The 11,013-nt window shown below is 67.8% G+C and carries 15 protein-coding genes and 1 pseudogene; 8 read left to right on the top strand and 8 right to left on the bottom strand.

Annotated elements, in window-relative coordinates; genetic code table 11:
• The 5 genes and pseudogenes from ACTIF2_RS13765 to trmD all read left to right on the top strand — a co-directional run.
• Positions 1-773, top strand: a pseudogene (locus ACTIF2_RS13765) (signal recognition particle protein); the annotation flags it as partial.
• A gap of 179 nt (positions 774-952) precedes the next feature.
• Entirely contained in the window at positions 953-1,351 is a 399-nt protein-coding gene (gene rpsP / locus ACTIF2_RS13760; RefSeq protein ID WP_439497653.1) for a 30S ribosomal protein S16, read from the top strand.
• A gap of 120 nt (positions 1,352-1,471) precedes the next feature.
• Complete coding sequence (rimM, locus tag ACTIF2_RS13755; protein WP_439497652.1) at positions 1,472-1,996, top strand: ribosome maturation factor RimM; 525 nt, start codon at positions 1,472-1,474, stop codon at positions 1,994-1,996.
• The gene (locus tag ACTIF2_RS13750) at positions 1,986-2,657 is read left to right on the top strand and encodes an HAD family hydrolase (RefSeq protein ID WP_439497651.1); all 672 of its coding nucleotides are present in this window, start codon (positions 1,986-1,988) and stop codon (positions 2,655-2,657) included. Before rimM ends, ACTIF2_RS13750 begins: the two co-directional genes overlap by 11 nt.
• 3 nt (positions 2,658-2,660) lie before the next feature.
• Positions 2,661-3,401, top strand: coding sequence for a tRNA (guanosine(37)-N1)-methyltransferase TrmD (gene trmD, locus ACTIF2_RS13745; RefSeq protein ID WP_439497650.1), 741 nt, complete (start codon positions 2,661-2,663; stop codon positions 3,399-3,401).
• A 71-nt stretch (positions 3,402-3,472) separates the two neighbouring features.
• On the opposite strand, the gene ACTIF2_RS13740 is transcribed toward trmD, so the two are convergent.
• From ACTIF2_RS13740 to ACTIF2_RS13730, 3 genes are all read right to left on the bottom strand, one after another.
• Complete coding sequence (locus ACTIF2_RS13740; protein WP_439497649.1) at positions 3,473-3,889, bottom strand: rhodanese-like domain-containing protein; 417 nt, start codon at positions 3,887-3,889, stop codon at positions 3,473-3,475.
• Between the two features lie 69 nt (positions 3,890-3,958).
• A complete protein-coding gene (locus ACTIF2_RS13735) occupies positions 3,959-4,558 on the bottom strand; it encodes a sugar O-acetyltransferase (protein ID WP_439497648.1) in 600 nt (199 codons plus the stop codon).
• Between the two features lie 49 nt (positions 4,559-4,607).
• Entirely contained in the window at positions 4,608-5,810 is a 1,203-nt protein-coding gene (locus ACTIF2_RS13730; protein ID WP_439497647.1) for a pyridoxal phosphate-dependent aminotransferase, read from the bottom strand.
• Between the two features lie 240 nt (positions 5,811-6,050).
• Here ACTIF2_RS13730 and ACTIF2_RS13725 point away from each other — a divergent pair, with 240 nt between their 5' ends.
• On the top strand, positions 6,051-6,866 hold the full coding sequence (locus tag ACTIF2_RS13725; RefSeq protein WP_439497646.1) for a transglutaminase-like domain-containing protein: 816 nt from the start codon (positions 6,051-6,053) through the stop codon (positions 6,864-6,866).
• Positions 6,867-6,956: 90 nt separating this feature from the next.
• Here the strand turns inward: ACTIF2_RS13725 and ACTIF2_RS13720 are convergent, their stop codons facing one another.
• From ACTIF2_RS13720 to ACTIF2_RS13705, 4 genes are all read right to left on the bottom strand, one after another.
• Positions 6,957-7,160 carry a hypothetical protein gene (locus ACTIF2_RS13720; protein WP_439497645.1) on the bottom strand — a complete coding sequence of 68 codons (204 nt, stop codon included), beginning with the start codon at positions 7,158-7,160 and terminating at the stop codon, positions 6,957-6,959.
• Positions 7,157-7,294 (bottom strand): hypothetical protein, encoded by a 138-nt coding sequence (locus tag ACTIF2_RS13715; RefSeq protein ID WP_439497644.1) that lies wholly within the window; start codon positions 7,292-7,294, stop codon positions 7,157-7,159. Before ACTIF2_RS13715 ends, ACTIF2_RS13720 begins: the two co-directional genes overlap by 4 nt.
• 574 nt (positions 7,295-7,868) lie before the next feature.
• Positions 7,869-8,099, bottom strand: a complete 231-nt coding sequence (locus tag ACTIF2_RS13710) for a hypothetical protein (protein WP_439497643.1) — start codon at positions 8,097-8,099, stop codon at positions 7,869-7,871.
• A 10-nt stretch (positions 8,100-8,109) separates the two neighbouring features.
• On the bottom strand, positions 8,110-8,295 hold the full coding sequence (locus ACTIF2_RS13705; protein ID WP_439497642.1) for a hypothetical protein: 186 nt from the start codon (positions 8,293-8,295) through the stop codon (positions 8,110-8,112).
• A 134-nt stretch (positions 8,296-8,429) separates the two neighbouring features.
• Here ACTIF2_RS13705 and ACTIF2_RS13700 point away from each other — a divergent pair, with 134 nt between their 5' ends.
• Positions 8,430-8,909, top strand: coding sequence for a YaiI/YqxD family protein (locus tag ACTIF2_RS13700; RefSeq protein WP_439497641.1), 480 nt, complete (start codon positions 8,430-8,432; stop codon positions 8,907-8,909).
• A 91-nt stretch (positions 8,910-9,000) separates the two neighbouring features.
• Here the strand turns inward: ACTIF2_RS13700 and ACTIF2_RS13695 are convergent, their stop codons facing one another.
• Entirely contained in the window at positions 9,001-9,813 is an 813-nt protein-coding gene (locus ACTIF2_RS13695; protein WP_439497640.1) for a crotonase/enoyl-CoA hydratase family protein, read from the bottom strand.
• Between the two features lie 142 nt (positions 9,814-9,955).
• Here ACTIF2_RS13695 and ACTIF2_RS13690 point away from each other — a divergent pair, with 142 nt between their 5' ends.
• Positions 9,956-10,930, top strand: coding sequence for a Bug family tripartite tricarboxylate transporter substrate binding protein (locus ACTIF2_RS13690; protein ID WP_439497639.1), 975 nt, complete (start codon positions 9,956-9,958; stop codon positions 10,928-10,930).
• Positions 10,931-11,013 lie beyond the last annotated feature (83 nt).

Raw genomic sequence — 11,013 nt, 5'->3', positions numbered from 1 at the left:
CGATCAAGCTCGTCGGCACCGGCGAGAAGACCGACGCGCTCGAGGATTTCCATCCCTCGCGCGTCGCCAACCGCATCCTCGGCATGGGCGACATCGTCTCGCTGGTCGAGAAGGCGGCGCAGACGGTCGATGCCGACAAGGCGCAGGAGCTGGCCCAGCGCCTGGCCAAGGGCAATTTCGACCTTTCCGACCTGCGCACCCAGCTCCAGCAAATGGAGAAGATGGGCGGGTTAGGCGGCGTCATGGGCATGCTGCCCGGCATGGCGCAGATGAAGAACCAGCTCGCCAACGCCAAGATGGACGACAACGTCATCAAGCGTCAGGTCGCGATCATCAACTCGATGACGGCCGCCGAGCGCAGGAATCCCGACCTGCTCAAGAACAGCCGCAAGAAGCGCATCGCGGCCGGCTCCGGCACCACGCCGGAGGCGATCAACAAGCTGCTCAAGATGCACCGCCAGATGGCGGACATGATGAAGGCGATGGCGCGCCAGAAGGGCGGCATGCTCGGCAAGCTCGGCCAGATGTTCGGCATCGGCGGCGCAGGCGGACTGCCGGCCGGCATGCCCGACCCCTCGAAGATGGATCCGGCGCAGCTCGAGGCCTTGCAGAAGCAGTTTGGCGCGGGCGGTGGCATGCCCTCGCTGCCGCCCGGCGGCTTTCCCGGCCTGCCCAAGGGCGTCACCCCGCCTGCCGGCATGATGCCGAAGCTGCCGGGATTGGGCGGCCTGCCCGGCCTCGGCGGCAACCCGTTCGGGGGGAAGAAGAAGTGAGAGATCGTTCGGCCGTGACGCTCGCCGTCATGGTCGGGCCTGTCCCGGCCATCCACGTCTTCGCGACGTGGCGGCGGGGTGAAGACGTGAATGCTCGCCACAAGGGCGGGCATGACGGTGAAACGCCGGCTGCCGTTTGCGCAGCCCGGCAGAGCAACGACTGAGCAAGGAAGAACACAATGTCCCTGAAGATCCGCCTGACCCGCGGCGGCGCCAAGAAGCGCCCCTATTACCGTATCGTCGTCGCCGACGCCCGCTCGCCGCGCGATGGCCGCTTCATCGAGAAGATCGGCGCCTATGACCCGATGAAGGCGAAGGATTCGCCGGAGCGCGTCGTGCTCGACCTCGAGAAGGCCAAGTCCTGGATCGCCAAGGGCGCCCAGCCGACCGACCGCGTGCTGCGCTTCCTCGACGCCGCCGGCGTGCTGAAGCGTCCGGCCCGCAGCAACCCGGAGAAGGCCGTTCCCGGCGAGAAGGCCAAGGAGCGCGCCGAGAAGCGGGCCGAGAAATCGGCTGCCCCGGCCGCCGCCGCCCCGGCTGAAGCCGCCGCCCCGGCCGAAGAAGCCGCCGAGGCGTGAGCTGCTTCTCGTCATTCTCGGGCGAAGCGCAGCGCAGACCCGAGAATCTCGTGTCCGGAGATGCTCGGGTCAAGCCCGAGCATGACGTGCCGGCTCGGTTCACGCCCGGAATGACGGCTGATGGCTGACAACGACCTCGTCCTGCTCGGCATCGTCGGCGCGCCGCATGGCGTGCGCGGCGAGGTCAGGATCAAGGCCTTCACGGCCGATCCGCTGGCGATCGCGGAATACGGCCCCCTGCGCGACGAGCAGGGGCGCAGTTTCGAGATCGCCGATATCCGGCCGGCCAAGGAGGTGGTGGTCGCCCGGCTCAAGGGCGTCACCAGCCGCGAGGCCGCCGAACTGCTGAACGGCGTCAAGCTCCACGTCACGCGCGACAAGCTGCCCACGGTCGAGGATGAGGACGAGTTCCTGCAGGCCGACCTCGTCGGCTGCGCGGTTATCGCGCCGGACGGCACGGTGCTCGGCAGCGTGAGCGCCGTCGTCAACTATGGCGCCGGCGACCTGCTCGACATCGCGCTTCCCGATGGCCGCTCGGTGCTGATGCCCTTCACCAGGGCCTTCGCGCCGGTGATCGACATCGCCGCGCAGCGCATCGAGGCCGTCCCTCCGGAGGGGTTGTTCGAGGCCGACGATGGCAAGTGAGAGCCCCGTCCGCGCGCTGATCTTCGACATGGACGGCACCATCGTCGACAACATGCGCTATCACGAGGACGCCTGGGAGCATCTTCACAAGGCCCATGGCCTGCCCTTCGACCGCGAGAGCTTCTTCCTTCATACCGCCGGGATGGCGGTGAGGGAGATCGTCGGGCCGCTCTTTCCCGATGCGAGCGAGGACGAGATCGCTGCGTTGGGCAAGGAGAAGGAGCTCTTCTACCAGCAGATCTACCGACCCCATGTCGCCGCCATGCCCGGCCTGCTCGAGCTGATGGCGCGGGCCGATGCAGCGGGCGTCGCCATGGCGGTCGCGAGTGCGGCGCCGCCCGGCAACATCGCCCTGGTGCTCGATACGCTCGGCCTGCGCTCGCGCTTCACCACAGTGATCGCGCCGAGCCAGGGCTTTCGCGGCAAGCCGCATCCCGATCTGTTTCTTGGCGCGGCCGAGCGCATGGGTGTGCCGCCCGAGAGCTGCCTCGTCTTCGAGGATGCGCCCAACGGCGTCGAGGCGGCGCAGCGCGCCGGCATGCGCGCCATCGCGATCCTGACGATGCTGGACGCGCAGGCGTTTGCCGGCTTCGGCAATGTCATCGCCAGCGCGCCCGATTTCGCAGCGCTGGACGGGCTTGCCGCGCTGCGCTTTGCTTGACCGATGCCCTTTCGCGCCTCGATCCTGACGCTCTATCCCGAGATGTTTCCCGGCCCGCTCGGCGCGTCGCTGGCCGGCGAGGGCCTGCGCAAGGGCCTCTGGTCGCTGGAGACGCACCAGATCCGCGACCATGGTATCGGCCGCCATCGCAATGTCGACGACAATCCGGCCGGCGGCGGCGCCGGCATGGTGCTGCGCTGCGACGTGCTGGCGGCGGCGATCGACGCGGCGGTGCCGGCCGACGATCCGCGGCCGCGGCTCCTGATGTCGCCGCGCGGGCGAAGGCTAGACCAGGGGCTGGTGCGCGAGCTGGTCGCGGGCGAGGGCGCGCTCATCGTCTGCGGCCGCTTCGAGGGTGTCGACGAGCGCGTGATCGAGGGGCGCAATCTCACCGAGATCTCGATCGGCGACTACATCCTCTCCGGCGGCGAGATGGCGGCGATGGTGCTGCTCGATGCCTGCGTCAGGCTGATCCCCGGTGTGATGGGCAAGGAGGCTTCCGGCAGCGAGGAAAGCTTCGAGAACGGCCTGCTCGAATATCCGCATTACACCCGCCCGCGCGACTGGGAGGGCAGGGGCCTGCCCGAGGCGCTGCTCTCCGGCGACCATGCCCGCATCGCGAAATGGCGGCGCGACGAGGCCGAGCGGATCACGCGGGAGAGAAGGCCGGATTTGCTGGCTTCCCCTTCTCCCCTCGGGGGAGAAGGTGGCCCGGCGAAGCCGGGTCGGATGAGGGAAGAGTAGCCTCCCGATCCATCCTTCCCTCATCCGTCAGCGCTTCGCGCTGCCACCTTCTCCCCCGAGGGGAGAAGGGATTACGGCGTCACCGGCAGCTTCTCCGCCAGCCAGCCCTTATCCTTCGGCGTTCCGAGCATCCCGCCGCGCACGTCGATAAGATCGCGCCAGCCGCGGCCGGCGAGCTTGCGCTGCAATGTGCTGGTGCGGCTGCCGGTGCGGCAGATCAGGGCGATCGGCTTGCCGGGGTTCTCCAGCCGCAGCGCCGCGAGCCGGACCTCGAAGGCACTGCCGGTCATGTCGAGCCTGATCGCACCCTGCGGCACGCCGGTATCGGCCCATTCCTCGGGCGTGCGGATATCGACGAGGACGATCTTGTCCGCCCTGGCCGCGTCATGGGCCTCGCGGACCGAGAACGAGGGCAAGGCCGTCTGGGCCTCAGTGCGACCCGTGAGCGAGCAGAAGGCGGCGAGCAGCAGGAACACGCGGCGGTTCATACTGGAGCGTTATCCAAAGGCAGGGATGAGAGCAATTCACGAAGCCCGAATGCGGCGAGCGGCGACTGCTCATGGACGGGAGGAGAAAAACCCCGTCTTATCCGCCTCGGTGATCTCGCGGAGCACCTTGCAGGGTACGCCAGCCGCGATGACACCGGGCGGCACATCGCGCGTCACGACGCTGCCGGCTCCGATGATGGCGTCGTTGCCGATCGTGACGCCCTGGTTGATCTGGACGCCGCCGCCGACCCAGACCCGGTTGCCGATCGTCACGGGCTTGGCATAGCAGCCGCCCGCCACCCGCTCGGCCGGATCGATAGCGTGGTTGGAGGTGTAGATGCCGACGCGCGGCCCGAGCAGGACGTAGTCGCCGATCGTGATCTCACCGCCATCCAGCATGACGCAATCGAAATTGGCGTAGAAGTTCCGACCGATGCTGATGTTGAAGCCGAACTCGCAACGGAAATTCGGCTCGAAATGCGCGCCGGGGCCGACATCGCGCAGGAAGGCGCGCAGCAGCGCCTCCCGCTCGGCCTGCGGCTGGCCGAAACTGCGATTATAGGCGTCGGTCAGGCCGACGGCCCGCGCTCGCGCTGCGATCAGCTCGGGCGTCAGGTCGTCATACATGCGCCCCGACAGCATCAAGGCACGCTGATCTTCGAGTGTCATCGCGTATCAGGACGAGGCCGGCAGTCGAGCTGCCGGCCTTGCCAATGTCTCAGCGCAGCTCGGCGCAGAAGCGCTGGATGCGGCGGCAGGCCTCTTCCAGCTTCTCGTCCGAGGTGGCGTAGGAGATGCGGAAGTTCGGGCCGAGGCCGAAGGAGGAGCCGTGCACGGCGGCGACCGCCTCGTCTTCCAGCAGGCCCATGACCAGGTCCTCGTCGGTCTCGATCGTCTTGCCGTTCGGCAGCTTCTTGCCGATCAGCGCCGAGCAGTCGGGATAGACGTAGAAGGCGCCTTCCGGCGTCGGGCATTTCAGGCCGCGCGCCTGGTTCAGCATCGAGACGACGAGGTCGCGCCGGCGCTCAAAAGCCTTCCGGAACACCGGGATATGGTCCTGCGTGCCGTCGAGGGCCTCGACCGCCGCCCATTGCGAGATCGCCGAGGTGCCCGAGGTCTGCTGGCCCTGGACCAGGTCCATGGCGTTCATCAGGTGCTGCGGGCCCGCCGCGTAGCCGATGCGCCAGCCGGTCATGGCATAGGATTTCGAGACGCCGTTCATGGTCAGCGTGCGCTCGTAGAGGCCGGGCTCGACCTGGGCCGGCGTGACGAACTTGAAGTCGCCATAGACCAGATGCTCGTACATGTCGTCGGTCAGCACCCAGACATGGGGGTGGCGCATCAGCACGTCGGTGAGCTTCTTCATCTCGGCGTGGCTATAGGCGGCGCCGGACGGGTTCGACGGCGAGTTCAGGATCACCCACTTGGTCTTGGGGGTGATCGCCTTCTCGAGATCCTCCGGCTGGAGCTTGAACTCGTTCTCGATGCGGGTCTCGGCGAAGGTCGGGGTGCCGCCGCACAGCGCCACCATCTCGGGATAGCTGACCCAGTAGGGCGAGACGCAGATCACCTCGTCGCCGGGGTTCAGCGTGGCGAGGAGCGCGTTGTAGATGACATGCTTGCCGCCGGTCGAGACGATGGTCTGGCTCGGCTTGTAGTCGAGGCCGTTCTCGCGCTTGAGCTTGCGGGCGATCGCCTCGCGCAGCTGCGGGATGCCGGAGACCGGGGTGTACTTCGTCTCGCCGCGCTTGATGGCGGCGATGGCGGCGTCCTTGATATTGTCCGGCGTGTCGAAATCGGGCTCGCCGACCGAAAGCGAGATCACGTCCTTGCCCTGGGCTTTCAGGTCGCGCGCCTTCTGCGTGATGGTGATGGTCGCTGACGGCTTCACGCGCTTCAGGGCATCGGCAAGAAAGGCCATGATCGATCTCCAGGGGGAGCGGACGGGGACGCGCCTTCCGGCGCGCGCGTGGTTTAGGACCCGCAGGCCGGGACCGCAAGCCAGAGTGATTCATGGCTGACAACAGCAAAGTGAATGATGCGGCCCGCTCGGGACGGAATGGGGCGGCCACCCGTGCCATCCCGGCTCGAAAAGTGCATGGTGCCGCATGGCTGAGGGGCCACGCATCACCGGCGCATAGCGACGCGCAGAAGGCAGCTCGTGAAACTCAGGATCGGCTACCAGCTCGACTACGACTTTCCACAGCCGACCCCCGTCATCCTGCTGCTGCATGTGCATTTCAGCCGGGTCTCCGATCTGGCGGAGCCGGATCACATGCGGATCAGCCCGGCCGTCCATGTCAGCGCCTATCGCGACGGCTTCGGCAACTGGTGCAGCCGGCTGCTGGCGCCGCAAGGCCGGATGCGGATTGCGGCCGATGCGGAGATCAACGATAGCGGCCTGCCGGAAACGATCCGGCTCGAGGCCGGGCAGATCCCAGTCGAGCAATTGCCGGAGGAATGCATCGTCTTCCTGCTCGCCAGCCGCTTCTGCGACAGCGACCGCCTGCTCGACCTGGCCTGGCAGCTCTTCGGCCACACCCAGCCCGGCGCCCGGCGCGTGCAGGCGATCTGCGATTTCGTGCACCAGCGCATCGCCTTCGACTACAACGACGCGAGCGTGACGCGGACCGCTTCGGAGGCCTATCGCGAGGGTCGCGGCGTCTGCCGCGACTACGCCCATCTCGCGATCGCCTTCTGCCGCGCGATGAACATCCCGGCGCGCTATTGCACCTGCTATCTCGGCGATGTCGGCACGGCGCCGCCGTTTCCGCCGGGCGATTTCGCGGCGTCCTTCGAGGCCTATCTCGAAGGCGGCTGGCAGATGTTCGATCCGCGCAACAACGTGCCGCGGATCGGCCGGGTGCTGATCGCGCAGGGCCGCGATGCGGCGGACGTCGCCATCGCCACCACCTTCGGGCCGAACACGCTGATCGGCTTCAAGGTCTGGACGGACGAGGTCGCGGAGGCCGCGTGAGCGGCCGACACCCGGACAGGATTCGCGTAGGCGCCGTCCAAGGTGCAGGCGGTCCTGCATCTTGGAATCAGGGCTCCCAGGCTCGCCGGCCTATTTGTCGAAGAGCGGAGCCGCCTCGGTCTTCTTCGCCCGCAACGGCGTCTTGCGGGTCAGGCCCTTGGGCTTGGCTCGCGGCGCGGAATCATCGGCTGCGACGACCCCGACGCTCGCTTCGGCTGCCGATGGCGCAAGCGTGGCGGGTCGGGGCGCCGGCGTCTCGGCCTCGCCCGGGGCGATCGTGCGGAAGCGGATCATTTCTTCTTCGGTCCGGCAGCGGCCGCCTTCGCGACCACGGCAGCAAGGCTCGACGGCGCGGCAGCCGTCACCTTCGGCTTGTCCTTCTTCGGTTTCTTGGCTTCGCGGTTTCCGCGCTGTTCGCCTTTTGCCATCGTCCTGTTCCTTGTTGTCAGGGTCGCGGGCTGCGACCCTTCTGGGTCACGCGGGCAGTCGCCCCTGGCGAGGCGGGATGCCCGATAAGGCGTGGTGCGGCGCCAGGTCCGGCAGCACGAAGGCGCTGCGCTGGTCTGCGAGATCGGTGCTGTCTTTGCTCATGGGCGGCCGCTTTCGGCTGCCGCGTACGGCCCGGCGGAAGCCGGATCACGTCATATCGAAGCAGGAGGCGAGCCTAGGCCGGAATCGGGGAGGGCGCACGCGGATTCTTCCGGGGTTTCGACACTATCCGACCTGGTCTGCCCTGCGCTCCCAGCGGCGTCTCACCCGGGCGACCGCGCCGGCGCTCCAGCGTGGCCGGCCATAGCAGGGAAAGCCGCGGCGGTTGAGACGGCGCGCGATGTCGGCAGGATCGGAGATCCCCACCGCGACGAGCTGCTCGATCAGGGCGCCGGCCGCCTCGATGAAAATGAGAAAGAGGTCCCTGTCGAGGCGACGCTCATCGCCATGACGGGCTCGGCCGGGCTTGCGCCCGGCCGAGCTGGAGGAGATCTCGTCGTTGCGGGCGAGAATTCAGTGTACTCCCATGCCATAGCTGGGCTCGACCGCGCTGGGCGAGAGCATCACGGCATTCGCGTGCCCGCCCTCGAACAGGGCGAAGCGGAGCGCATCCTTCTTCTCGCGAAAAATGCCTTCGGAGCGGCCTTCGAGGTCGCGCGCGACCCAGAAGCCGTGTCTCGACTGGCCGACGAGGAAGAGATGGCTCGTTCCGTCGAGCGGCCGGATCGGCGTGGATTGTCCCATCGCGTGGCGCTCAGTTCGGCAGGTAGAGCCAGGCGCGCAGGCCGATGAAGCCGGCCGTGGCGAGTGCGAAACAGGCCAGCGCGGCGAGCTCGGCTGCGAGCAGGCCGACCGGCGGTCGCGTCTTCGCGATCGTCCGATAGACGATGCGGGCGCGGCGCTGCTGCGAGGTGTGGGCATAGGCGGTATCAGTCGTCATATCGACCTCCATCGATGGCCCTGATGTAGGTCTGCGCCCGCTAAGCTTGCGATGTGGAAGATCGGCCGCCGCATAAGGCCGGCATAAAGCCAGAGCTTGCGCGCAGTGATGTTCCCTGCGATGCGCTCTCAGCCATGGAACCCGGCCGCAACACCATCGCGATCTATGTCGATGCCGACGCCTGTCCGGTGAAGCCGGAGATCTACCGGGTGGCCGAGCGCTACCGGCTCAAGGTCTTCGTCGTCGCCAACAGCTTCATGGCCGTGCCGCGCGAAAGCTGGATCGAGCGGGTCGTCGTCTCCGACGGTTTTGACGCGGCCGACAACTGGATCGCGGAGCGGGTCTCGCGCGGCGCGATCGTGGTGACGTCCGACATCCCGCTTGCTGATCGCTGCATCAAGGCCGGCGCAGACGTGATCGGGCCGACCGGCAAGCCGTTCACCGAGGCCTCGATCGGCATGGCGCTGGCGACGCGCGACATGATGGAGGACCTGCGCGCGGCGGGCGCGGTGACCGGCGGGCCGAAGCCGTTCTCGCAAAAGGATCGTTCGGCCTTCCTGCAGGCGCTCGACCTCGCGATCCAGCGCCTGAAGCGGGCGGGGTTTTCAGGATAGCGGCGTCATTGCGAGGAGCGTAGCGACGAAGCAATCCAGGGGGGAGCATGAGGCCCTGGATTGCTTCGCTTTGCTCGCAATGACGCCCCGCTCAAATATCCCCGAAATCGCCGCCCCGACCCTTGCCCCCGGCAAAGCGGCCGGCGCCGGCTGCGCCCTCACTCGCGATGGTTCCGACGCCGCCGGCCCATTCCTGTACCAGCGCCTCGCGGACGCTCAGCCCGTGACCTGCGATCGCGCTCCTGCGGTCGGCCAGCATCGCGCCTTGCGGGAAGCGCACGATCTCCTGGGCCATGGCCTCGGCGGCGAGCCGCGCCTGCCCGCGCGGAACGAGCTTCTCGCAGAGCCCGATCAGCAGCGCCTCCTGCGCCTCGACCTTGCGCCCGGTCATGATGATCTCGAGCGCACGGCCCTGGCCGACGAGACGGGGCAGGCGCACGGTGCCGCCATCGATCAGCGGGATGCCCCAGCGCCGGCAATAGACGCCGAAATAGGCGCCTTCGGCCATCACCCGCACATCGCACCAGAGCGCAAGCTCCATCCCTCCGGCGACCGCCGGTCCCTCGACGGCGGCGATCACGGGCTTGCCCATTTCCAGCCGAGAGGGCCCCATCGGCCCACGCGGGGGCGGGCCGTCGCCGTCAGGGAAGGCGAGGCCCTGCACGATCTCGCTCTCGAAACGCTCGGGATCGGTGAAGGCCTGCGCGTATTTCAGGTCCCAGCCGGCGCAGAAGGCGCCGCCTTCGCCCCAGAAGACGATGGCATGGGTGGCTGTGTCGCGATCGAGCTCGATGAAGGCCTCGGTCAGCGCCGCGGCGCTGTCCGGATCCATCGCGTTGCGCGCCTCCGGTCGCCTCATGATCACGGTCGCGACCTTGCCGTCGCGTTCGATGCGAATTGCCATCGTGCTCCCTCTCCCCTTGTTGTCGAACGCAGGCTAAAGGCTCCCGCGGCCCCGATATCCGGCGCTGGACGCATGGCGCCTTTGCCCGTAATCCTCGCGCCAAGCCCAATCCTTCAAATCGGGCGCATTCCGGAGGAGTTTCATGTCGTTTACCCGCCGCACCACGCTCGGCCTGATGGCCGGCGCCGTCTTCGCTCCGGCCATCGTCCGGGCGCAGAGCTATCCGTCGAAGCCGATCACCCTCGTCGTGCCCTATCCGGCCGGCGGGCCGACGGATGCGATCGCGCGTTTCGTGGCGCAGGACCTCTCGACCTCGATCGGCCAGAACGTGCTGGTCGACAACCGCGCCGGCGCCTCCGGGGCGGTCGGCACGCGCGCGGTCGCCCATGCCGAGCCGGACGGCCACACCTTCATCTTCGGCAACAACCAGACGCATGGGAACAACATGTTCCTGCTGAAGGACCCGGGCTATGACGCGGTCAAGGATTTCGCACCGGTCTGCGGCGTCGGCGCCTTCGAGCACGCCTTCGTCGTGCGCAACGACCTGCCGGCGAAGAGCATCGCCGAGCTGGTCGCGCTCGCCAAGGCCGATCCGGGCAAGCTGAACTATGGCTCGACGGGCGTCGGCTCCGGCTCGCATCTGGCGATGGAGCTGTTCATGCAGCGCACCGGCATCAAGATGACGCATGTGCCGTTCCGCGGCGCGGCGCCGCTGGTGCAGGAGATCGTCGCCGGGCGCATCGACATCGCCAACTCGACCCTGCCGAGCGTGCTCGAGCAGATCAATGCCGGCAGCATGCGCGCGCTCGCTTTGGCCAGCCCGGAGCGCAATCCGCGCGCCAAGGACATCCCGACGCTGCGCGAGCAGGGCGTCAGCAATGCCGACGCCGATTCCTGGGCGGCCTTCTTCGCGCCGGCGGCGGTTCCGGCGCCGATCCTCGAGACGTTGTCCAAGGCGGTGATGGCCTCGATCGCCAAGCCGGCGATCACGGAGTCGATCCTCAAGCTCGGCTTCACCCTGAAGGTGCGCGATCCGGCCGCGTTCCGGCCCTATCATCTCCAGGAGATCGCGACCTGGAAGCAGATCATCACCGAGGCCGGCGTCAAGCCGGAGTAGGCTCAGGCGCGGTTCGGCCTGCCCTGTCATTCCGGACAAGCCAGTTTTCCCGTCATGGTCGGCCTTGTGCCGACCATCCACGT

This window comes from Allobosea sp., from assembly GCF_051860145.1.
GTDB lineage: Bacteria > Pseudomonadota > Alphaproteobacteria > Rhizobiales > Beijerinckiaceae > Allobosea.
This window is presented reverse-complemented; position numbering and strand designations above follow the sequence as displayed.

Excerpts from the sequence above, each read along its gene's own strand:
- ACTIF2_RS13730 (WP_439497647.1), bottom strand. The coding sequence starts at position 5,810 with ATGGCCTTTCTTGCCGATGCCCTGAAGCGCGTGAAGCCGTCAGCGACC.
- ACTIF2_RS13720 (WP_439497645.1), bottom strand. The coding sequence starts at position 7,160 with ATGATCCGCTTCCGCACGATCGCCCCGGGCGAGGCCGAGACGCCGGCG.
- ACTIF2_RS13695 (WP_439497640.1), bottom strand. The coding sequence starts at position 9,813 with ATGGCAATTCGCATCGAACGCGACGGCAAGGTCGCGACCGTGATCATG.
- ACTIF2_RS13705 (WP_439497642.1), bottom strand. The coding sequence starts at position 8,295 with ATGACGACTGATACCGCCTATGCCCACACCTCGCAGCAGCGCCGCGCC.
- ACTIF2_RS13735 (WP_439497648.1), bottom strand. The coding sequence starts at position 4,558 with ATGACACTCGAAGATCAGCGTGCCTTGATGCTGTCGGGGCGCATGTAT.
- ACTIF2_RS13715 (WP_439497644.1), bottom strand. The coding sequence starts at position 7,294 with ATGGCAAAAGGCGAACAGCGCGGAAACCGCGAAGCCAAGAAACCGAAG.
- trmD (WP_439497650.1), top strand. The coding sequence starts at position 2,661 with ATGCCCTTTCGCGCCTCGATCCTGACGCTCTATCCCGAGATGTTTCCC.
- ACTIF2_RS13740 (WP_439497649.1), bottom strand. The coding sequence starts at position 3,889 with ATGAACCGCCGCGTGTTCCTGCTGCTCGCCGCCTTCTGCTCGCTCACG.
- rpsP (WP_439497653.1), top strand. The coding sequence starts at position 953 with ATGTCCCTGAAGATCCGCCTGACCCGCGGCGGCGCCAAGAAGCGCCCC.
- ACTIF2_RS13710 (WP_439497643.1), bottom strand. The coding sequence starts at position 8,099 with ATGGGACAATCCACGCCGATCCGGCCGCTCGACGGAACGAGCCATCTC.
- rimM (WP_439497652.1), top strand. The coding sequence starts at position 1,472 with ATGGCTGACAACGACCTCGTCCTGCTCGGCATCGTCGGCGCGCCGCAT.
- ACTIF2_RS13750 (WP_439497651.1), top strand. The coding sequence starts at position 1,986 with ATGGCAAGTGAGAGCCCCGTCCGCGCGCTGATCTTCGACATGGACGGC.
- ACTIF2_RS13690 (WP_439497639.1), top strand. The coding sequence starts at position 9,956 with ATGTCGTTTACCCGCCGCACCACGCTCGGCCTGATGGCCGGCGCCGTC.
- ACTIF2_RS13700 (WP_439497641.1), top strand. The coding sequence starts at position 8,430 with ATGGAACCCGGCCGCAACACCATCGCGATCTATGTCGATGCCGACGCC.